19 protein-coding genes are annotated in these 21,320 nt (G+C 43.6%); all 19 read right to left on the bottom strand.

The genetic code is table 11. From position 1 onward, the window contains the following. Nucleotides 1-28: 28 nt before the first annotated feature. The gene (locus tag HZB61_10580; protein ID MBI5057048.1) at nucleotides 29-3,907 is read right to left on the bottom strand and encodes a glycosyltransferase family 2 protein; all 3,879 of its coding nucleotides are present in this window, start codon (nucleotides 3,905-3,907) and stop codon (nucleotides 29-31) included. Further along, nucleotides 3,900-5,042, bottom strand: a complete 1,143-nt coding sequence (locus HZB61_10575; protein MBI5057047.1) for a hypothetical protein — start codon at nucleotides 5,040-5,042, stop codon at nucleotides 3,900-3,902. The genes HZB61_10580 and HZB61_10575 overlap by 8 nt, the downstream gene beginning before the upstream one ends. A gap of 128 nt (nucleotides 5,043-5,170) precedes the next feature. Next, nucleotides 5,171-7,153: a class I SAM-dependent methyltransferase gene (locus tag HZB61_10570; protein MBI5057046.1), complete on the bottom strand. Its 1,983-nt coding sequence runs from the start codon at nucleotides 7,151-7,153 to the stop codon at nucleotides 5,171-5,173. Nucleotides 7,154-7,158: 5 nt separating this feature from the next. After that, nucleotides 7,159-8,745, bottom strand: a complete 1,587-nt coding sequence (locus HZB61_10565; GenBank protein MBI5057045.1) for a hypothetical protein — start codon at nucleotides 8,743-8,745, stop codon at nucleotides 7,159-7,161. Then, nucleotides 8,746-8,976, bottom strand: a complete 231-nt coding sequence (locus tag HZB61_10560; GenBank protein ID MBI5057044.1) for a hypothetical protein — start codon at nucleotides 8,974-8,976, stop codon at nucleotides 8,746-8,748. A 96-nt stretch (nucleotides 8,977-9,072) separates the two neighbouring features. Continuing rightward, complete coding sequence (gene fliS, locus HZB61_10555) at nucleotides 9,073-9,438, bottom strand: flagellar export chaperone FliS (protein ID MBI5057043.1); 366 nt, start codon at nucleotides 9,436-9,438, stop codon at nucleotides 9,073-9,075. A gap of 360 nt (nucleotides 9,439-9,798) precedes the next feature. Then, complete coding sequence (locus HZB61_10550) at nucleotides 9,799-12,006, bottom strand: glycosyltransferase (GenBank protein ID MBI5057042.1); 2,208 nt, start codon at nucleotides 12,004-12,006, stop codon at nucleotides 9,799-9,801. A gap of 331 nt (nucleotides 12,007-12,337) precedes the next feature. Beyond that, nucleotides 12,338-12,727 carry a flagellar export chaperone FliS gene (gene fliS, locus HZB61_10545; GenBank protein MBI5057041.1) on the bottom strand — a complete coding sequence of 130 codons (390 nt, stop codon included), beginning with the start codon at nucleotides 12,725-12,727 and terminating at the stop codon, nucleotides 12,338-12,340. Nucleotides 12,728-12,739: 12 nt separating this feature from the next. Next, entirely contained in the window at nucleotides 12,740-14,107 is a 1,368-nt protein-coding gene (gene fliD / locus HZB61_10540) for a flagellar filament capping protein FliD (GenBank protein MBI5057040.1), read from the bottom strand. 4 nt (nucleotides 14,108-14,111) lie between these two features. Continuing rightward, nucleotides 14,112-14,462 carry a flagellar protein FlaG gene (locus HZB61_10535; GenBank protein MBI5057039.1) on the bottom strand — a complete coding sequence of 117 codons (351 nt, stop codon included), beginning with the start codon at nucleotides 14,460-14,462 and terminating at the stop codon, nucleotides 14,112-14,114. Between the two features lie 63 nt (nucleotides 14,463-14,525). Beyond that, nucleotides 14,526-15,374 carry a flagellin FliC gene (locus HZB61_10530; GenBank protein MBI5057038.1) on the bottom strand — a complete coding sequence of 283 codons (849 nt, stop codon included), beginning with the start codon at nucleotides 15,372-15,374 and terminating at the stop codon, nucleotides 14,526-14,528. A 372-nt stretch (nucleotides 15,375-15,746) separates the two neighbouring features. Beyond that, nucleotides 15,747-16,154 carry a flagellar assembly protein FliW gene (gene fliW / locus HZB61_10525; GenBank protein ID MBI5057037.1) on the bottom strand — a complete coding sequence of 136 codons (408 nt, stop codon included), beginning with the start codon at nucleotides 16,152-16,154 and terminating at the stop codon, nucleotides 15,747-15,749. Next, nucleotides 16,151-16,381, bottom strand: coding sequence for a carbon storage regulator CsrA (gene csrA, locus HZB61_10520; GenBank protein ID MBI5057036.1), 231 nt, complete (start codon nucleotides 16,379-16,381; stop codon nucleotides 16,151-16,153). Before csrA ends, fliW begins: the two co-directional genes overlap by 4 nt. A 45-nt stretch (nucleotides 16,382-16,426) precedes the next feature. Beyond that, the gene (flgL, locus tag HZB61_10515; GenBank protein MBI5057035.1) at nucleotides 16,427-17,338 is read right to left on the bottom strand and encodes a flagellar hook-associated protein FlgL; all 912 of its coding nucleotides are present in this window, start codon (nucleotides 17,336-17,338) and stop codon (nucleotides 16,427-16,429) included. Further along, complete coding sequence (flgK, locus tag HZB61_10510) at nucleotides 17,335-18,957, bottom strand: flagellar hook-associated protein FlgK (protein ID MBI5057034.1); 1,623 nt, start codon at nucleotides 18,955-18,957, stop codon at nucleotides 17,335-17,337. Before flgK ends, flgL begins: the two co-directional genes overlap by 4 nt. After that, the gene (locus HZB61_10505) at nucleotides 18,958-19,413 is read right to left on the bottom strand and encodes a flagellar protein FlgN (GenBank protein MBI5057033.1); all 456 of its coding nucleotides are present in this window, start codon (nucleotides 19,411-19,413) and stop codon (nucleotides 18,958-18,960) included. Next, the gene (gene flgM / locus HZB61_10500) at nucleotides 19,410-19,700 is read right to left on the bottom strand and encodes a flagellar biosynthesis anti-sigma factor FlgM (GenBank protein ID MBI5057032.1); all 291 of its coding nucleotides are present in this window, start codon (nucleotides 19,698-19,700) and stop codon (nucleotides 19,410-19,412) included. The genes HZB61_10505 and flgM overlap by 4 nt, the downstream gene beginning before the upstream one ends. Before the next feature lie 102 nt (nucleotides 19,701-19,802). Then, nucleotides 19,803-20,123 (bottom strand): rod-binding protein, encoded by a 321-nt coding sequence (locus HZB61_10495; protein ID MBI5057031.1) that lies wholly within the window; start codon nucleotides 20,121-20,123, stop codon nucleotides 19,803-19,805. A gap of 30 nt (nucleotides 20,124-20,153) precedes the next feature. After that, complete coding sequence (locus tag HZB61_10490) at nucleotides 20,154-21,317, bottom strand: flagellar basal body P-ring protein FlgI (GenBank protein MBI5057030.1); 1,164 nt, start codon at nucleotides 21,315-21,317, stop codon at nucleotides 20,154-20,156. Nucleotides 21,318-21,320 lie beyond the last annotated feature (3 nt).

Here is a 21,320-nt window from a genome sequence, read left to right as displayed (position 1 = left end):
TCAGGCATCAAATATTTTTAACGTTATTTTAATTCGCGTGCACCATATTGGATACCTCACCCCTTGCCTTTATCGCCTCATCGATCCTCAGAGATTCCTGCCTGCAGGCCAGCTCTTTTCTGTTTTCCCCCAGCGCCTTGTAGCTCAAACTCAGGCATTTATAGAGCACAGCTTCCTGCTCTGCCGACAGGGTCACTCTTTCAGCTATAAGTTGTTCAAGTGCCTGAGCAGCCTTTTCATACTTACCCAGCGGTATACAAGCCATAGCAAGCCACATGATATAAAGGGATTCGTCTTCGGCGGGGAAAATATAATCATCAACATAACGTTTCCTCTTTTCAATCCCTTTTTCAAATGTGGCTTCCGCCAGTCCATACTCATCTTGATTGAAGTAGAAATTCCCAACCGCGTAATATGGACTTGGATGGGCGTCCAGAAGACCTGATGACTGCTCGATGCATTTTGAAAATAATGCGTGGTCGCCGCGTCCGCTGTGCCAATAACTCTCAAACAACAGCTCATATGCCAGGTTCTTATTCATTATATCGTCAAGGTCGATGCTGTTTCTTGCTGCATATCTGTTCAGCCAGCCTTCCCCCTCAATCCTGCGTATCACATCGTTGATGCCGAGGGCAAAATAATAATTCAGGATGATACAGTAGCACTTATCCAAAAGGGACATTCCGGCAAATCTGTAATTATTGAGAATGTCTTCCGGCATATCCTCAAGCGCTCGGGTCACCTCTACTGCGCGTTCAAATATTTTTTCCTTGCCTATGAAATGACGCAGGCACTCTTTTTTTGCAGTGTCCAAGCGCCATATATTCGGGTGCCTGTATGTCATAATTGCGTATTGCCTGCCGACTGAAATCCGACGGTCGATAAAAGTCTTAGCATTTATTTGGGCGCTGCAAAACACAACCGGTTTCCGGCTATACACTACCCTGTGTCCGTTTAATGCGAACCTTGAGGCGAATTCTATGCTCTCCCATCCATCCTGCGACCCCCCATCAAACATTCCGACTTTCTGAAATACCCGCCTCTTTACTGAGATATTCGTCAAATAAAAGAGTCCCGCGTTTTCCGGATCGCCAATACCACCGTAATTGTAAACAAGCTGGGAAACAAACGGCAGTTTGGGGTTCTTTGACATAAATTTTGTAAAAGGAGAAGGATCATCCACACTGTTGGAAACAATGTTTCCCAACACTGCAACATCTTTTCCCGCATATTTCAAATGTGTCTTTAAATGTTCGCTTATCAGGTCCTCATGGGCAACTGTTTCGTGTGAAACAAGCAGAATGTATTCACCGGAAGCCTCTCTTATACCTTGATTTAATGCAGATGAATGGCCTCCTTCATGTATAAAATATTTAAAATCGCATGGAGCTTTTAAGCCGCTCAATATATCTATTGCCCCTTTGTCGGACCCGGTATATACGACCACTATCTCGACGTCGCTATAATCAATATCTTTTTGCATGAATAAGGAATTCAGGCATGCAAGCAGTCCTTCACCGCTGTCGCTTGCAGTAACAATTGCGCTAATTTTCTTATCCGGGGTCCTTTTAAAAACCACGGGGGCCTTCTCCTTCAACCCTTTCTGCAGATGGAAGGCAAGTGTATCCAGGGCCACGGCGGTTTTATGACCTGCCGTCAAATTCTTCAAAATGCCCTTCGGACCTGGACAGCCATTTTTATTTAATAAGGAAGGTCTGAAAATCAAGCAGGGGACATCTATTTTGCCGGATGGGATGTTGTTCCCCGCGTATTGTTCATATAGCTCAAACGCATCATTCTCAAGCTCATAAATGGATTCGTAGAGAAAATCTGAGCGTCTCGCAGTGATTATACTTATATCCGGGAATTTATTAAGATGTGCCGCCAATCTCCTGTCCCATTGTGGAGTGACTATCACCCTGTCTTCGACAACGGCAATATATTTGCTTTGACAATTCCCGATAATCCCGGCAATAAATTTGTCCCTCTCGTACTCGCTATCATGCTTAAAATAGTGCCTCGCTTCTCTCCCAAGTTTCCTGTCAACTCCGCCGCATTGTTTATTGTTCAGGGCGACAATAACATTTGAAAATTCAGGGTCGGAATATTTCAACAGCGTATCAAGTGACAACATTGATGTATCACTATTGTTGTTTAGGATAAAAATCTCCGTCACCTCGGTTTTCTTCATACTAAGCATTGCATCAGGCAGTGAGTCCGGGAATAGCCTGAACCTCTCAACATTCCTGTTTGCCGGTTGCGGCAGTTTATCTATAATCAGGCGAAGCTCTTCTTCAAACTTGGTCAAATTTGTTGTCTCAGGCAATATCCTTATGTTCAGTTCAGGGAATTCTTTTTGAAAATCTTCCGCTGAATCCGGGGAAGCAAAAACCATATCGGCTTCATCATATAAATACGATTTATCGGGATCATGCCCACCCGTAAGATTTGACCCGGCAGCGTTAATAATTAAAATGCTCCGGGGAGATGATTCCCGGATTACAGACAGATAGAAAGATGAAATCTCAGTCGATCCAAGCAGAATGACATTAAAGGCTTGATGGTCCAGTAGGGTCTTAACAGACACTGTAGAGGCGTATTGACTATTAACCGAAACTCCTGATGAAGCGTGTTCCATTAAACCGTCCACGTCGTAGAAAACAATTACGCCCAGCCTCCTCAGATGCTCAACATATTTCCCCTTTTCAGCCCCCCTCCTTGCGACAAAGGTGACCTTGTGGGTTTCAGCCAAAGCCTTTATCATCAGGTACAGCCGGTCATGAGGGTCGGAATCAAACTCCGGGATATTTTCAGCGATTATTAAAATGGACTTCTCTGTATTATCTTTTTCCCTTTTGTCGCTGTCACCCTGTGATAAGATGTTTAAATTTCCCGCCTCCTCGGCAGTCTCCCAATCTGCAGCAATGACCACGGTGTCCTTTAAGTCTTCGAAGGCAAATCCCCATTTGCTGTCATTAAAGATAATGGGCTTCCCTTTCGCATTCATATCAGACGTCCATCCCTCAAACTGCGAAAGCTTTAATACGGGAATTTTTTCCGTCTTTTTTTCCTGTTCCAGTTTGCTTGCGTTTTCAGCTATCCACGCGCCGCCGTGCTCCAAATGATAAAGCCGCATAGGCTCCCTGAGTATTTCCTGCCGTATCCCCGCGTAATAAGAAATGATGAGCATAAGAGAGTCCAGATGGGGCGAGTACATGTCAAACTCCGGATAGCCGTTTAATCTGTGCCAGTCCGCAGTGGACATCAGTGTAAAGTCCCCGCAGGCGTTAAAATGCAGGTTGGTCAGCACAACGTCTATCTGGCCGTAGCTTGGATAATATCGTCCCGTCAACTTCTGGAGCGTGCCTTCCCTGCAATTAATCCTGATTATATTTTCCAGGCAATAATTAAGCTGTTCGTCGATTGTCGCTTGCAAGGGCACGTCTTCCGGCACATCCGTCCTGTCAATCCTGTATAAGACGCCTTCCCTCAATTCAGCCTTTGCCAAAAAGTGCATAAGCTCATCGCTGAACAGGACATCAATATTTGTTGCAAGAATAAACCTGCCTCGTGCCCTCCTCATCCCGACGTTCTTGGCGATCATCTGGTACAGCGGCAGCTTATGGGCATACTTATATTGATTATGTATTGCCGGGGGCACTTCAATGATCCTGACAGTGCAGAAGCCACTGTTATCAGGCCATATCAGCGCTTGAGACAACCGGGGTTTTTCCACTGGCGGGTTCCACTCAACGATAATCAATTCCGCCATGAGTTTATGCCTCTCGCATTGGGCCAGCAATCCATTGACGAATATCTGCATCCTGTGGATGAAGCCGCCGCCGTGGTTGTCGTTACGCGCTGTAACCACGATGCTCATTTTTATGTCCCTGCTGCCGTTAATCATTTTCGCACCTCTCTTTTGAGTCAGGCAATGTATCCCCGTCCAATCTCCTGATACCCGATAATATTTCTGATGATTCCCTGAAATTTCCAAGCTCCTTTTCTGCAATCCTCAGGGCCAGATTTATTTTTCCCATCTTCAGATAATTATTTACTCTCCGTATAATTTGCGAAAGCCGGGGTTCCGACAGGACCGCGTCTCTGAGGGAGACATCGAGTATACGGACATGTTCGAATATATTCGTTTCGTAATAATTCCTGCTGACGTCCGCCTGATAATGAGGAAATGTCAAAGGCCCTTTTCTCTCGTTCAATGTAAACCAGAACCAATGGGCGCCAAGCGAGAACAAATCATTTCCGAGCACATCCAGCATTTCTTTATGCCTTGCCGGGTCTTTTCCGATTTCCATATTCAATGCATGGTCGGCAGAATCAAATACAATGTTGTTTCTTGATACAAAGTCTACAATTGAGACTGCCTGCTCCACTGCGGAATTAATGTTCCCAAGTCTTACCCGCGGGCCTGACCAGTCATTTCCCTTCCATATGCCGTTATCGCCATATTCAGAGCTTTCAGCCGGAATATAACGCGCGTCAGACAGATCATGCATGATTACCATATTGGGTGTCCCTGCGATCTGCGGCAAAATTCTGCCGAGGACGCATTCAGCAACGTCATATCCATGCGCATCCCAGAAAACCAGGCACCGCTCCGCGCCCTTTAAAACAGATCCAAAATCAAAAGTCAGGATATCTCCTCTTATTACCGTAAGCGGCCTGAACCATTCCTCGCCTGTTTCCCGCAGTATTCTCCATTGAGTGATCTTTTCCCAATAATCTGAAAGACATATGCTTACGACCCGGCAGGCCGGTCCTTCTTTATTTAAATGATTGGCAGCTTCTGTGAATGCGCACGTTGAATTGCCGTGATGACGACCAAGTTCGAGAATGATGTCAGGCTTGAACTCAAGCACAACAGCCATCAATTGCGCCCACTGATTCGGACTTAAGTCCCCCTTGTAGTCTATGGCATCGGAAAGCTTAAGTATCCTGTCTCTCAAAGCACGCAATTCAAAACGCTGGTTCCAGTAAGCCTGTGCAGGGCTGAATATCTCCGGCTGGGTAGTTAAATCAAGCATTCATGATCCCGTGATTAAGGGTACAGTGATTTTGCATCCCGGGTTTGGCATCGCTGCTGTGGTCGTCGTTACGGGCCGTGACGACAAAGCTGACTTTTAACTGACGGTTCATTCTATCACCTTTCAATTTATTTCATATCCAGTTTTAATAATATAGGCAACGCCTTGTCAAAGCAGCCAAGCTCCGCTTTTATAATCCTTGAAGCAAACCCTGTCTTCCCCATCCCTATGTATTTGTTGATCCTCGGTATCACACGTAGCAGTTCAGGTTTAGACTCCGTCTCCTCCAGAAATGATACCCCCATTATTTTAATGACCGTGTCCGGTAGCTGGCTGTGCTTTAACAACTTAGGATTAATCCATGTCTGAACGCCGTCCAGAAAAATTATGTCCCCGTATTGCGTTGTACTTGTGCCGCCGCATGGGAAGTCGTATACCGAAATCCAGCCCATCTTGCCAAACATGGCGCGAAGCCCCTTTTCCACCTGGAGGCTATGTGTTCCGATGTGGACTTTTTTCACTTTCCTGTCCAGCTCCGCTGAAGCGGCTGAAAGTACCGACAGTTCCTCCCCCTGTACATCGAGATCGATCAGGTCCACTGAGTCCAGCGGAGCCAGTAAAGTGTTAAGACTGACAGACCTGATATCTTTTGCTGAAGATGATGCCGTAATTTTCCCCGCTATTGCCTGACCATACCATTCGTCCGCCCTGCCTGTATAAAACATCACGTTCCCGTCTCTGTCTGAGACGGCAGCTTCAATAAGCTGATGACTGTCAGGGTCAATGCCGTTGTCCAAAAAGTGCTGTACCATCCACCTGTAATGATCAGGTTCTGCCTCAACACCGATAAGCAGACTGGGGATATGATTTATTTTTCTAAGGGCGGTTGCCGCCCTGATCAGCCACCTGCCCCACCCGGCCCCCAACTCGATCATGACAAACCTTCCACTTGATGAGCAGGCAGCCTCAAGCACATCTGTCCATTCGAAGTACTGCTCGTCATAATCAGGATAAGAGGAAGGGTCGTAATTCTCCATATTATTAAAAAAGGTTTCTCTTGTCCGGACACCAAGGAAATCATGCAGCCAGCCATTGCCCGGCTTGTCACCCGAGCATTTAAAAAGACTGAAAACCGCATGATGGCCCGAGACGGCATCAGATTCTTCTTTGTTGTTCGGTTCGACCTTGTTCTGTGTATCATCCCGATTGATACTATGTCTGCAGGATCTTAAGTCCCTGGTCTTTATGCCGCCTACTACAAAAAACCCCGGGAAAAACTTTTTCTCAAAGAGAAGCCTTCTGCGCCCAAGTTCATACTGTTCATGCTCCGTCTCAACAAGCCTGTCCCAACATGGGTCCTCACTGAAATGATCCAGGCTCGTATTTATCGGCTGAATGCCGCATTCGCCGAACCATTCCAGAACGTCCTTCAATGTCCATTGCGTCTCGTGTGGATGGAGGCACTGGTCCCTGTACCACGATTTGAGAAATACGTCGCTGAACGGCTTATTGTGCAGATTCTTCCATAGTTCAAACCCCTCGCGCTCGATCTCCTCTCTTTGTGACGGGGTATCAGCATGCAGCAGGCGTTCTCTTATCGGACGAAACATTTCGAGCAAAGCATGTCTTCCGAATCTGTGATACAGACCTATATTCAAATACCCCCCGCTCTTTAACATGGAAGCAGCAATTTTAAGTCCCTCAAAACAGTCCTTTGTGTGATGCAGGACGCCGAGTGAATTAACAACATCAAACTCTGTTTGAACAATCTTTGGAAGTTCAAAGAGGTCATGGCAGATAATTTGGACCTTGTCAGCTACGTTCAGTTCCTCAGATGTGGCCCGCGCCTGTTCGACAGCCTTTAAACAGCAATCAACTCCCAGCACATTAACGCCGTACCAGTAAGCTGCTGAATTGCTGAACCATCCTGTGCCGCAGCCGATTTCCAATATTTGGGCGCCAGGGTTTTCAGAAAGACGGCGGGCAAGCGGCAGATAAGCTTCAATCTGATTCACTCTGCGAATTGTCTCAGCCTGTTCTGAAGCGCTTTCCTCATAATTGAACGGTATTTCTTCATAGAATTTTTTTACAGATTCATAGATTATTGACATTAGGCTCACCAAAGAGGATAAATGTTTTTCCTCAGGTCCTCATCATCGCCCCGATAATTACAAGAAATGGTCTTATCTTTCCGTGCAATTCCGAAAGACCCGGGATGTGACACAGGATTCACTGGATCAATGAAAAACTTATCTGTCCTGATCTGAAGTAAGTTTTTTAAAGGCTCATCAATTACTCTTCCGATGTATCTTCCAATCTTTTCATATGCTGAGGGGCGAGGATGACAAACATCGTAGAAATCATTTGGTATTTCCTCGTAACTTTCTGGAAGCATGAATGAATGAAGGTCAATTAGAATATATCCACGTTCCAAACAATATCTTCTGAGGAAATCATTATATTTACGCACCCCGTCTACAACTTTCCGAATATTTTCAAGTGATGGCTCCATATTGCACCAGAAATTAAAATATCTCCTGTTCAAACTTTCAAGATTGTACTCAAAATAGTTGGCATAATCTTTTCTGGGACTGTCGGTGCATAAAAGGGACTCTATCCCTTTCTGCTTGCATTCGTCGGTCAAACAAGTTGCCAGCGTACAGAAAGCGAGGACGTGCTCGCCTGCAAGGATGTCGAGCTTGGAACGCCAGTAATCTTCACTTGATTCGCCGTAAATAATATTGTGCCATCCCGTGTAACCTACTACACAGGCAAAGTTCACTATTTTATTAAGTTCCTTATATCTCTCAAGGACCCTGTCCAGGTTGTAGCCTTCAACAGCGGCATTGAGCGGCTGACACCCCCTTATGTTCAGATGCTGGGGCCAGCTGTCCACTGAAAAGCTTGCGCCGAATGTAGCGCTGTCCCCGAAAAAACCTACAACAGGAATGCCGCTCTCCAGTTCATTGCCTTTGCATCCGAGGGAATTTATCCTGATAATACGCTCTCCGCTTGCCCATATTTCCGTATTGGGTATTAACCGCCCTGTACTGGAGTCCATATAAAGGTCCTGCCATTCTGAGTACTTCTTAAAGTCATTAATACATTCGAGTTCAATCTTTCTGATAATATTCATATTCCCTTCTTTCTTCTCTGCGGCGTGGTTCTTGTAATAATTCACTTTATCTCTCCGTGCTAAAAACTTTTCCACCTCCTGAAATTTTCTGTAATTAGTCAACTCATGGCCTTTTTGTATAATTTCCCTGTTAATGAATTCGACAACGGATTCTGCACCCAGGAACTCGGATTTACCATTTATGTATTCCAATTTGATATCACACACCATGTTATGACTGATGTTCCAATAGCACATGGACTCAGGACTCCAGAAAGACAGGTAATCTTCCAGCTTCTTTAGCGGTATGCACAGGTTGGTGTCAAAGGAAATCTTGTGTCCGTATCCGGAGGCAAAATTAACGAATTCTCTCATGCCCGGAAGTATCAGCGGTTCTCCTCCGCTGATAAACAGATGCGTCGGGGGTATATAGCTGATGAAGTCGAGCAGGGTCTTGTCCTGTAACAAGTCGGTTGATATTGTATTCGTTCTGACATCCGACTGGGAACAGTATGAGCATTTAATGTTACATGCTATAGACGGGGTAAAACAAAACCACGGCATATCCAGAAGTTCTCTCATGTTCATTTAGCTTTCCTTCAACTTTGCCACCGCCATTGTGTGCCATCCCAGCCGCTTCTCAAACCAGCGGAAAACCGGCTTCGGCATAAAGCGGAAGTACCAGACCATTTCGTATTTATAGTTAACGTATTTATCGATCCTGTAAGGGAAGATGTGGTCTTTATATATTTTCACTACATCATATCCCTTCATGAGTTCACGAAAACCATCAAAAAATAATAATATGTCACAGGACATCCGGTCTGTGCCTCGGAATAAGTTCTAACAAGTTCGTCCGCCTTCTTTGATTTTGCGATTTTTTCTATAAGACTTTTCAAAACTTAATCTCTCTTTTTAGACATTACCTTTATCTATTTCCTTCCAGGCGTCTCTCAATATCATGATCACCCTCTCCGCGCCTTCAATTGCAACGATATCTTTCTGCTGTTCGGCCAGGAGAAGGCTATTGAGCACAAAATCATAGAGTCTTTTTAAATTCAGCGCTATCTCGCCGCCTTCCATGTTTAATGAACCCGCAAGCTCCCTTATGATCGCCGAGGTTTTTTTGATATACTGTTCAGCTCCGTATGAATCGCCCTGTTCCATTTTTTTCTTTGCGATCTTCAGAAAATTTAGCGCACCGTCATAAAGCAGCGATATGGTTTTTATCCTGCCTGAAATACCTGCTTCTGTCTCTTTTTCGATAACTGTTTTTTCCATTAGCTCCCCTTTCAATATTTATTAATAGACAACTGCTATGACATTTTCATGTAGTTATGCTTTCTCACTTTTCAAATAAAGAAATCATACCGTGATGTGATTGCAATTCCTTTGCCAGAAATGTGATTGAAGAGGAAATAAACAGGATGTTACTTCTAACTAATTAATATATTGACTTTAACTTGTTGCAGGATGATCTTGATTGAAGTTCTTTCTCTTATCTTGCAAAATGGGATTCACGTCAATTTAGTGACGCCTGCTCCCGGTAATGTCTTCATTTCTTAAATCTTATACACATTTTGTTTAGTTAAACCGAACAATGGCTTGGTGGCAGGCATAAATGTGAAAATCTTATCCTACCTATGCTCTTATTTTATCCATCAATGCGGCAGCCTTTTGATTTCCCGGATCGAACAGAAATACTTTTTTCAATTCTGCGTCTGCCTGGTCGGGGCTTCCCAACCGCAATAAAATTTCTGCTAATACCGTAAGGGCATCCAGATCAGCCGGATGATAGTTGAGGTATTCTTTTAAGGCGTTTTCAACAGCATTCAATTTCCCGGCTTCCGTTCCCATCCTTACGAGTGAATCCAGAACAGTCTTGTTGTCAGGGTCCTCATAGAAGCCCTTACAGACCAGTTGAAATCCATCCTCCTTATTTCCATCCTTCCAGCATTGCAGTCCTTCTGCATAAATTGTCCTGATACGGTCCTCCGGCGCCTGCTTGTTTAAAACTTTTTCAAAAATCTCCCTGACCTTTTCAGCAATTTTTTCAGAATCAAATTCAGTTTCCGCCCTCGCCAATGCCTTTTTACCGATACTCTCTCTGAGCTCTTTGTCGCTTATCAATTTTCCTATCGCATTATAAAGTGAGATATGATCATTTGATTGAACAAGAATACCCGCTTCCCTGACAACTTCAGGTATTGAGCCGGAATATGTGGAGACCACTGGTTTTCCACATGCCATGCTCTCTATCAGCACCATGCCGAACTGTTCCTGCCATGTTCTTATGGATATGCTCGGCAGGACAAATATATCAGCGAGATTATGCAGCTTGTGCATTTCATGATATGGATACTCCTCTATGAACGTGAACCTGCCGGAGATACCTAATGCCGCTGCACGCTCCTGCACACCGTAGAATTCGGATCCCTTCCCCACCATAAGAAATCTGACTGGAAGCCTGTTCAACGATCTGTCGCGTAGAATTCTCGCTGCGGCATGAACAAAATCATATACGCCTTTTTCCCATACCATCCTTCCGATAAAAAGGACCACTATTTCATCTTTCTTTATTCCGATGCATTCCCTGTCCCTTAATACATCTTCCTCTCGAGGCCTGAATCTTTTCAGGTCAATCCCCATGGGAACTACATCTATCATTTCAGAAGGAATGCCTTCAATCATGAGCGCCTCCATGGCGCGCTCTGTAACTGCAATATAATGATCGGCATGTTTTCTTACCGTTTCTTTAATATTGCGAACAGCTTCATATTCCTCATAATTGAAGGGTATATTTTCCCACTCCAGACATACAACTTTACATCCATACAATTTCTTGGCCTGCACGGCCTGGGCTGAAAATTGATATGTTATGTCCGCTGAGAAAACCAGGTCTGTTCCTGCAAGCTGATCTTCAAGTCCCAGCATATTCAGCAAGAGTCCCTGTGATTGGAATGGAAGCTTTATAACAGGTATCCTGATCTGGGTCGTGTCAAAACATGTCTGTATTGTAGTATAAGCGGTAAGGTTATATCTGTCTGACAGCGGCTCATAATTCTGCATCTCCCATTTATTCAGATTGGCCCCCCTGACAATCGCGATTTTTTTTAATCCTTTTTTGCCCGTATCAATCTGATCTGGCTGTTGAGATGTATTTCCTGAAGTCGTCGGTCTGCCCTGCATAGCTTTTATAAGATACTGGACTACAAAGAGGTCTTTTATATCATCCTCTGCGAGGTCCTTCAGTAATACCTTTCCAAATGCTATCTCTCCCGAAGAAGTATTATTAAGCTTATAATACCTGGGGTCAATATTTGCATTAATATCTGTTACCTGAAATCCTGCGTCTGCAAAAAGTTTCTCCATCTCTTTTTTAGTGAAAAATCTTAAATGCGTTTTGTCAAGGATGCCGTATTCTCCATACTTCCAATGCCCTTCTATCAGCATGTTGACGATTCCCCAATATCTGATATTAGGTATACTTGCCACAATAACGCCTGAAGCAGAAACATATTTCTTGAGTTTTTTTAGTGTTAGCAAAGGGTCCTTCAGGTGTTCCAAAATGTCAGCAAGCACTATGCAATCAAAATATCCCTCGTCAAAATCAAGCTCCATATCTTCTATATTGCCGCTTATCAGGCTTGACAGATTCTTTCTGGCATTAATGCCTGCATCCGGATTAACCTCTATGCCTACAACTTCTCTGACCCCTCTCTCAAGAAGTCTTTTGCCAAAGTTACCTTCTCCACAACCTACATCTAAAACCCTCATGGTATCTTGAGGGATAAGCGCTTCAACTTCTCTTCTTTCCTGCCTGTAATAGTCGCCTGTCTTAGTATTCATAGGAGATATCGTTCTCGAATAATGTATCTACTGACAAATCAAAAAACATGCCGTTACTCATCGAATATAATCGTAGTTCTGGCAACTGTTTATTTTCTAATAATATTTTTCGCAATGTAAGCACTACTTGTAATATCGCAAATATCTTGCCAAAACAAAGAAAATGTAATATGCAAAGGTAAGGTTATTTAACTGCATGAAAGTACGGATAAAATAAAGACAGCTTTATAGATACACAAAGCTGTCTTTTATTTCGGAAGGATATTTTGGGTAAGTATCGTCAATATAATGACTTATATAGAACATACCGAAAGTGTTTTCCAGTTTGAATTCAAACCCCTACTGCAACCTCCTGCTGTTTTAATCCCTTTATCATTTCTTTCCAGCCGTCTTTTATCGTGCCAATGATTTTTTCAGCTTCTTCCAGTGCAGCTACATCGTTGTTCAGATTTGCATAAAGAAGACGCTGAAGGACATATGTATAAAGGCGTCTGAGATTCACGGATATCTCTCCTCCTTTTTCCATATCCAGCACATTAGAAAGTTCGGTGACTATTAATGTTGCCTTACTTATATGAATTCCTTTTGATAAGGTGTCTCCCCTCTCGATTTTCTGTTTTGCAATTTTCATATGATTTAACGTACCTTCATAAAGCATCAATATGATCCGCACCCTGTCTGTATTCGCAAGAACCGTTTTCTTGTAACCTGTAATATCCATTAAAAATGCCTCCTAAGCTATACGATTCAAATAATTTCCTATCGTGCTGTAACCGCTGACAAGGGACTCCAGCGCAGTAAACTTACGCACCAGATCGCTTTCTTCCTTGTCCAGCCTGTATTGCATATTTTTCACAGTATCATCAATATCCGTGATAAGATCCTGCAGGCCTTTTGCCCTGAGGGTTAAAGAGCCGTCAACTGTGCTTGTAATGTTGGTTATATATGTATACGTTTGATTTGCGATACCGGTTGACGCTGTTGTAAAGAAGGCCGCAACATCATCCAGATCGGAAGAAAGTTTTGTATCCAGAGTGCTGGTATTTACATCCAGTTTGCCTGTTTTACTGTTCGTTGTTATACCAAGTTGTGACAGTATATTCATATCATCCGGCTGACCCGATATTGTGCTTGATATGATGCTCCTTAAGTTATTCTGAATACTGCTTGCTGTTCTTTCTCCTAAAAATACACCGCTTACTTTTGTGGTAGCATCATAAGATGCATTACTGGAAATAACATTTACAACCTCGTTATAGGCCGTAACAAAATCATTTATTTGCTTCTTAATAGCGTCTCTGTCTGCAGTCACTGTTATTTTGCTTGATACGCCACCGTCTTTTATTAAATTAATGGTCATTCCCGATATTACATCCGTAATGGAATTTGTGCTTCTCTTAATCTGAAGAGTGTCTATTGTAATATCGGAATCTGCCGCGGTCTTTTTCTGAGTAAAAGTTGATGCCATGAAATCTGTGGTACCGCCGGTGCCGTCAAGAGTAGTACCGGCGTCAACCGTTATAGTTTTTGTAGCGCCGGAACTATTGCCCTTAATTATAAGTCTGTAAGGTGACACCCCGACCCCGTCATTAATAATTGTTGCTGTAACGCCGGGATTGCTCGTATCATCATTTATAAGATCTCTAAGCCCTTCAAGCGTGGTCCCGTTAGCAACGGTAAGGCTTCGTTGTGTGCCTGCATATGTATACTGAAATACCTTGGAGCTTCCGCTGTTATTGATCACCGTAGTTGACGCTGTTACTCCGCTATGCACTTCCTGTTCCTCAGATGCAAGGCTTGCAACGGTAACTGCGTAGCTTCCGACTGCGGCAGAACTGGTAACTGTAGACTCTAAGACAGTGGAATCGCTTACCGAAACAGCCTTGGCATAAAAATTTGCAGAGGTCTTTAATTTTTCAGCAGCGCTTTTAAGGCTCGAAAGTTTTGAGGAAAGACTGTTATATTTTGATATCTTATCGTTATACGAAGTTTTTTTCGTCTGTAATAATTTAATCGGCTGGCTCTTGGCTTCAATAAGCTTGGAAATTAAACCATTGTAGTCTATGCCTGTGCTAAGGCCGCCAATAGTAAATGACGACATATTATTAACCCTCCTTGTTTATCAGGAGACCTTTTAGATCTTTTGCATTTTTTGATAGTTCAATAAGTTCTTTCGGCGGTATCTGACGGATAACATCTCCGGTATCTCCATCTATTACCTTTACGACCACGGTATCTTGATCGACTTCAACTTTGATTTTACGGTTAAAATAACCCGCTGACTTGACAATATGTTCAATAGCCTCTTGTACTCTTTTATTAGCATAGTCTTTTACATGTTCCGCATTATCTGTTTTTTCAGCTTTCTTATTTGCAGTGTCCGAATTATTTTTGAACTTGGTATCTACCGTTGAAGCATTATTAAAATTATTTGTTTTAACTATGTCTTCAATCATTTCTCCACCTTCTTTTATTCAGGGGCGGGGTAAGTTTTACCCCGCCCCTGAATACTTACTTAATTATCTCAAAAGTTGCAGAGCATACTGCGGAAGCGTATTTGCCTGTCCAAGGACAGCAATACCTGCCTGTAATATGATCTGGCTCTTTGTAAGGTTTGCCGTTTCAACAGCAAAATCAGCATCTACAATTCTTGAATTTGCTGCCGAGAGGTTCTCAGCCGCGATTCCAAGGTTTGCGATGGTGCTACCGAGTCTGTTCTGAACACCGCCCAGAGTGCCTCTTCTTGTAGAAACAGTAGCTATTGCGCTGTCTACAATTGTCAGCATGGACTGTGCATTGGCAGCCGTATCGATACTGGATACGTTTGTTGTTGTGAGTCCTATCGATGATGCATCAATATCATAGAAAGTGGAGCCGCTTACTGATATCCTGTCATTGGCGGTATTATTGATGCCGACCTGTAAGGACACGCCGTTAGCGCTTAAAGTTCCATCCAGCAGACTAAGGCCGTTAAATTCGGTTGTGTCTGAAATCCTCGTGATTTCACTCTTCAGATCCGCAAACTCGTTGTTTAGAGCGGTCCTGTCACTGGTTGCTAAAGTGCCGGTTGAAGCCTGTTGCGCGAGTTCTCTCATCCTTATGAGGATGTTGTGGATTTCATTCATTCCGCCTTCAGCAGTCTGCACAACGGAAATACCGTCCTGCGCATTTCTGATGGCCTGATTAAGGCTTCTGACCTGTGAAGTCAGTTTCATTGAGATTGCAAGACCTGCTGCGTCGTCCTTTGCTGAATTGACTCTTAAACCTGAGGACAGTCTTTCTACGGATGTTCCGAGGCCGGTCTGAACTTTTGATACGTTCTTCTGTGCATTGAGAGCAAATAAATTTGTATTGACTATTAAACTCATTTTTCTTCCTCCTTGATTTTCAGTCATCAGTCTTTAATGACTCACGACTGCTTGGTTTCCTTACCAAATTTATGCGGGCAAATCCCGCTGTTACAACTTTTAAGGGTTGGGTCTTTTAGTTCTTGCCTCCTTTCTTGACCGTCGCCTTTCTTTAGATTTCTTATCGGATGTTTTTTGAAAAACTTTAGCCCCGACTGTAAATATTTTTATCAGTTTTGAAAAATCTATTGCGGTAAAAAAAATCAATATTACCTGGAACGGGTTGCTTTATTCCGGGCAGGGACGGACTCTAATTAAACGTCATAACCGAGGATAAATTCCGGGAGGTAATGCGTTAAAAGAGGACTGGTGTTGATAGGGTATGTTGGTGAATCAGCTTTTCCGGATAAACTTATCAGGACTGTCGAGGATGATCTGTACGCCCTTCATATTACGTGCGTTAATTATCAACGGCCCCTGGAAGTTGGCTATTACATCCTCCCCGCTGACTCTCATAATTACAAGCACAACAAGGTCGTCATCATTTTCAAGTTCGATGAATTCTCTTACCGTCCTATCTAAATTCAATGGATACTCAGCCGTAACAAACTCAGGTGATGCAACTATGAAAGCCATGTCGGGATCGTCAAAAGACTGGAGCCACTTAAGCGGGGTGTCTTTGTGGTCAATAAGAACAAACCTTTTCAAGTCCGGGAGACCAACCATCCCATCAGGAAAAGTTATAATCTTTTCTTCTGTTACCTCTAAATCTCCAAACCTCGTTGTGCCGAATTTAATCATTTTGACCTCAACACTTTATTGATCTTTTGAAATTCATCCATGGAGTGGCTTGATGACATCAGATTTTCCTTCTTGATTTTTTCGTAAAGTTCTTTTCGGTATATTCTAAGCTTGGCTGGAGCATTGATCCCCAGCCTGACGGAATTACCTTTTATTTCGACAATCGTGATGGTAATATCATCGCCGATGTTTATTGATTCACCTGACTTCCTTGTCAATACCAGCATCCTGCCTCCTTTATAAGCTGATAGCTATCGACTGACAGCTATCGGCTATTGTAAAAAATCCAGCAACGACTGTGATATTACCTTCGCACCCGAGACCCTGAGTGATTCAAGGGCAACTTGTATCTTTGTTATCTCACTTACAGTTTCCGCGATGTCCGTATCTTCGGTATTTGACAGCAGAGTCTTCATTGTAAGATCTCTGTCTTCGTGTGTGCTTTTCAGCCCCTCAAGATAACTCATTCTCGCGCCGACGTCCGCGCGCACATTCGCAACCTGTCCGATTGCATTATCAAGAGACGTGATAGATTCCTGTATTCCGGGCGACTCTAAAGGGTCTGCCGGGTTTGCTTTCTTTAATTTATTATTCATAAGAGCAGTGTACAGATCATCAAGGGTTTTCATGAATGATACCCCTCCGTATCTGAACGCAACATCCCCTGTAACATTCATAGCAACAGTAGAATTTCTGTCAATAAGGACATCCATTGAGCTTGAATCTCCCTGATAGTTATACCCAGCGTCAAACGGCGCGGTATCCGTTTTATAACCTGAGAATATATATATGTCCCTGAATTTGGTCCCGGCCAGCCTGGAAATTTCATTTCTCAGGTTCTCAATTTCCGCTGCAGCAGCTTGCCTGTCTTCAGCAGATTGAGTGCCTGTAGAAGTTTGCACGGCAAGCTCGCGTGAGCGCGTCAATGCAGTAGCGACGGAATCCATTATATTATCCGTCAGGCTTAACTGGCTGTCAGCCTCATCAATGTTTTTCCTATATTGGTCAATCTCGTTTATCGTTACCTTATAATCCATTGACTTCATCATGCCGAAGACATCGTCTGAAGGTTTATTTATCTTCTTGCCTGAAGATAACCTGTCGGAATAAACAGACAAGTCCCTCAGTCTTTCTTGTAAGGACCTTGTCATCTGATTGAATATTGCAAAAGATGTAATTCTCATAAATTAATTATCGTATCCAGTAATTCATCCGTCATTTTCAGTATCCGCGCCCCTGCTTCATACATGTGCTGATACTTTACAAGATTGGCTGCTTCTTCATCCATGGAAACGCCTGAGGCTTCTTCCCTTTTCTTCTGTAACTCAAAGAGTAAATTATTATCATACGTAAGGCTGTCGGATGCGGCCTGGCTCACGACCCCGACATTTGAAACAATTCCGCTGTAATAAGCATTAAAGGTGGCTTCGCTGAGGTCCGAAATGCCGGTTTGAGACAACTGGAACATGGCGAGCGCATTCGTGTTGTCGCCGGGCAGGGTCAAATTGGAAGACGCCGCTGCAATCTTGTTTGTATCCGAGATTGCCACATTGAAGTTTTCAATCACACCAGTGAGAGGGCTTATTAAAAAGCTGTCGCCTGCTGCGGGAGCGCCATCGACAACCGCCTGGATTCCGCCGAAAGAAATAGGGTTCCCGGGAGTATACGCACCTGATGTTACAAGCGCCCCTGTTTGATTGTTATACACTTCATAGCTTGACGCATCAGCAAAATTTATATTGTATTCATCAAGTGTGAGGGCTGAAGGATCGGTAACGGTTGCTGAAGATATATATCCCCCTGATGAATAATCGCGTGTGTATATCTGCAAGGCGTCAAAAAAGTCATTGCCGGTTGAGCTGTCAAGGCCGAAGCCCGCACGGTGCTGGATGTTTGTTTCTTTAATTATTGACGCTACCAGAGTTCTCACGTCATGTAAGGTATTTGATTTAATATCATCCCTGACGTCAATGTATCCTCCGAGCTGCCCTTTATTGAATACGGATGTTATATCTTCTCCATTAAAAGTCACGCTCTTATTCCCGTCAATGTCCTCGGATGTGGAAAGCTCAAACGCCTTCAAGGGTGATACAAGGCTCTTGCCTCCTACTATGATCGTTACACTTTTATTATTGTCTTCATACCATGAATAATCTATTAATTCGCCAAGGTCGGAAAGCAGCTTGTCCCTCTGATCTCTCATGTAACTCCCCTGCTCGGTGGTCATTCCGCCTTCTATCTGTGCGATCTTTTCATTCAACTGCGCGATCTTCGACGTAATAGTATTTACACGGTCAACTACATTCCCTATTTCGTCATTTACGTTTTCCAATGCATCCAGGACGTCTCTTTCTATCTGTTTTGCATTCTGTACAAGAGCCTTTCCCTGCTGAAGCAATACCGCCCTTTGCGCCTGTGACTCAGGGGTCGTTGCAAGGCCCTGCCAGGCATTAAAATACTTCTGAAGTGAATTGGATAATCCCAATCCCTTGGCCTCATTAAATATTTGTTCAATATGACTCAATCCCTGATCAAGGGAGTACGATCTTCCATAACTCTGATTCTGACCGATAAGCTGAAGGTGAATGAACTTGTCATAGTGCCTTCTTACCTCCGAGGTGGTCACCCCGGTGCCAATATAATCGCCTCTGTACTGAACGGCGTTGGACACCTCAAGTACAGCCTCCTGACGGCTGTACCCGGGCGTGTTAACATTGGCTATATTGTTACTGACTACGTTAAGGGCGGTTTGGCTCGCAAAGATTGTGGATTTGCCTATATCAAAAAGTCCTAATAGGGACATCTAAGTCTCCTTTGATAAGAGGACGCCTGTAGTTTGTGATATATGATTGGCTGTAAATGAATTAAAAAAACTGGCGGTCGTCTTGATGTATTTAAGTGAACGGTTTATCAGGATGCTGTTAAACCGGTTCATCTCTTCTATGCTTTGAAGAAGAGACAACATCTGTGAGCGCAATACTGAAAATGTGCTGTCCCCTGTATGCCTTGCCATCTCTTCCAGGTTCATGCTGCCGGTAAGGCCGCTGTCCTGGGAATATATTTTTATCAGCCTTACGCGTTCTTCCTCAAGGAGCCTCAACCTCATTACAACCGTGTCTTTCTCCTTTGAGATCTCCTCGATCTTATCAGGATTAATATCTACAAGACACAGTCTCTCCTTTTTAAGGAGTTCGAGAAGTGTCTTATAGGTATTAACCTGCTCCCTCAATATACTTACAATCGCTTTGTCAGGTGTCATATCTCTTCCAGAATCTTCTGTGCTATCTTCCTTGCGTCAATGTTGTATGTTCCCGTGTCAAGTGCCTGCTTGAGTGCATCAACTTTTTCTGTCCTTACGTCAGGCAGTTGATCAATTGCAGCCTTAAGATCACCTATCTCCTTTGACTTTCCTGAAAGACTTATTTTGTCTTTTTCGGCGTCCGATTTTTCAACGTCCTGTTTCTTTTCAGCACTCAGGTTTCCGGCAGACTCCTGGACCTTAAACAAGTCCTTGTTATCAATCGGGTTATTTCCGTCTATTCTCATCTTCTACCCCCTTTCTTAATGTTTTAACCGATATGTGTAAATTTTCTTTACACCTTTTGATTCTCTTATCGGCACATTCAAGAAAATCTTTAGCTGCATTTTTCACTTCTTTATTTCCTCAGTTGCTTTCGCTGTATCCGGCATTCTCTCAAGCCATTTCATTATCGCATCCTGAATGCCGAATCCTTTATTAGCTAAGGCCTTTGACACTTCCATATCAAAAAGGCTCATGTATGTATCATTGCCGAGCGAATTATTTTCCTCGTCGGAAATGCCTTTTGTTGTCTCTCTCATTTCTTTGAGAAGCTGATACACAAAAAGGGACTCCATTTCCTTTGCGACTTTTTTAATATCAGCCTTCTTGTCTTTATGTACGGTATTCAGATTACTAAGATTAATCTGTTCAAGACTCAGTCCGTCCAACTTATTCTCCTTAATGACTTAATCATTTACTTATATTATCTCAAGTTCAGCCTTTAATGCCCCTGAGGCCTTTAAGGCCTGAAGTATGGATATCAGGTCGCGAGGCGTAACTCCGAGCGCATTCAACGCCCTTACTATTTCGCCTAAAGTAACACCGGAAACCTCAATGAGCGATCCCTTTTGTTCCTTGACTGCAATATCAGTCCTCGGAACCGTGACAGTCGCTGCCTGGTCAGGCGCAAACGGCAGAGGCTGTGAAACCTGCGGTGTCTCTTTAATTTCAATTGTAAGCGATCCGTGCGCGATGGCAACAGGCGATATCTTTACATTATCGCCCATTACAATGGTCCCAGTCCTCTCATTAATTATAACTTTTGCGGGCATGTCGATTTTCACATCCAGTGTTTCAACTTTCGTAATCAATCCTACAACGTTGCTTTTAAAGTCCGGTGGTACGGACAATTTTATTGCCGATGAATCCACAGCAACAGCATAATTACCGTTCAGGACATTATTTATCTTTTTTGAAACAGCATCCGCGGTAGTAAAATCCGCCTTGTGGAGAAACAGCCTGATATTATTTCCGTCTCCGAGATTAAACGGCGGCTCCTTTTCAATAATTACCCCTTCGGGAATTTTCCCCGCTGTGGGATGGTTCTTCTGGGCTGTCGCGCCTTCGCCTGACGCAGCAAAACCACCTATGGAAACAGGTCCCTGTGCAAGTGCGTATACCTTGCCGTCAGGTCCCTTCATGGGGGCAAGAAGCAGCGTGCCGCCCTGAATACTCTTTGCGTCACCGATGGTCGAAACAAGCGCGTCAACCTTAATCCCGGGTTTTGCAAAAGGCGGGAGCGTTGCGGTAATCACAACTGCCGCTATATTTTTTGACTGAAGGTCCCTTGCATTAATTGAAAGTCCCATCCGGTTGAGCATATTTACAATGCCCTGCGCCGCTGTCAGCCCTTTATCTCCTGACCCGTCAAGGCCGATAATAATACCGTAACCTATCATCTGGTTGTCCCTGACCCCTTCAAAGCTTGCAATGTCCTTGATGCGGTCAGCGTTAACAACAGTGACAAGTGACGGGTAACGAGTGACGAGAAAAAGAGTTATCAAACACAATGCAATAATCCGGATTTTTCCGGCTTCCGTCTTCGGGGTTCTAACGTCTACTTTTAATTTTTTATTTCTCATTTT

The organism is Nitrospirota bacterium (assembly GCA_016214845.1).
Taxonomy (GTDB): Bacteria; Nitrospirota; Thermodesulfovibrionia; order UBA6902; family UBA6902; genus SURF-23.
This window is presented reverse-complemented; position numbering and strand designations above follow the sequence as displayed.

Coding starts and splice junctions, on each gene's coding strand:
- HZB61_10580 (MBI5057048.1), bottom strand. CDS start 3,907: ATGATTAACGGCAGCAGGGACATAAAAATGAGCATCGTGGTTACAGCG.
- HZB61_10575 (MBI5057047.1), bottom strand. CDS start 5,042: ATGCTTGATTTAACTACCCAGCCGGAGATATTCAGCCCTGCACAGGCT.
- HZB61_10570 (MBI5057046.1), bottom strand. CDS start 7,153: ATGTCAATAATCTATGAATCTGTAAAAAAATTCTATGAAGAAATACCG.
- HZB61_10565 (MBI5057045.1), bottom strand. CDS start 8,745: ATGAACATGAGAGAACTTCTGGATATGCCGTGGTTTTGTTTTACCCCG.
- HZB61_10560 (MBI5057044.1), bottom strand. CDS start 8,976: ATGTCCTGTGACATATTATTATTTTTTGATGGTTTTCGTGAACTCATG.
- fliS (MBI5057043.1), bottom strand. CDS start 9,438: ATGGAAAAAACAGTTATCGAAAAAGAGACAGAAGCAGGTATTTCAGGC.
- HZB61_10550 (MBI5057042.1), bottom strand. CDS start 12,006: ATGAATACTAAGACAGGCGACTATTACAGGCAGGAAAGAAGAGAAGTT.
- fliS (MBI5057041.1), bottom strand. CDS start 12,727: ATGGATATTACAGGTTACAAGAAAACGGTTCTTGCGAATACAGACAGG.
- fliD (MBI5057040.1), bottom strand. CDS start 14,107: ATGTCGTCATTTACTATTGGCGGCCTTAGCACAGGCATAGACTACAAT.
- HZB61_10535 (MBI5057039.1), bottom strand. CDS start 14,462: ATGATTGAAGACATAGTTAAAACAAATAATTTTAATAATGCTTCAACG.
- HZB61_10530 (MBI5057038.1), bottom strand. CDS start 15,374: ATGAGTTTAATAGTCAATACAAATTTATTTGCTCTCAATGCACAGAAG.
- fliW (MBI5057037.1), bottom strand. CDS start 16,154: ATGATTAAATTCGGCACAACGAGGTTTGGAGATTTAGAGGTAACAGAA.
- csrA (MBI5057036.1), bottom strand. CDS start 16,381: ATGCTGGTATTGACAAGGAAGTCAGGTGAATCAATAAACATCGGCGAT.
- flgL (MBI5057035.1), bottom strand. CDS start 17,338: ATGAGAATTACATCTTTTGCAATATTCAATCAGATGACAAGGTCCTTA.
- flgK (MBI5057034.1), bottom strand. CDS start 18,957: ATGTCCCTATTAGGACTTTTTGATATAGGCAAATCCACAATCTTTGCG.
- HZB61_10505 (MBI5057033.1), bottom strand. CDS start 19,413: ATGACACCTGACAAAGCGATTGTAAGTATATTGAGGGAGCAGGTTAAT.
- flgM (MBI5057032.1), bottom strand. CDS start 19,700: ATGAGAATAGACGGAAATAACCCGATTGATAACAAGGACTTGTTTAAG.
- HZB61_10490 (MBI5057030.1), bottom strand. CDS start 21,317: ATGAGAAATAAAAAATTAAAAGTAGACGTTAGAACCCCGAAGACGGAA.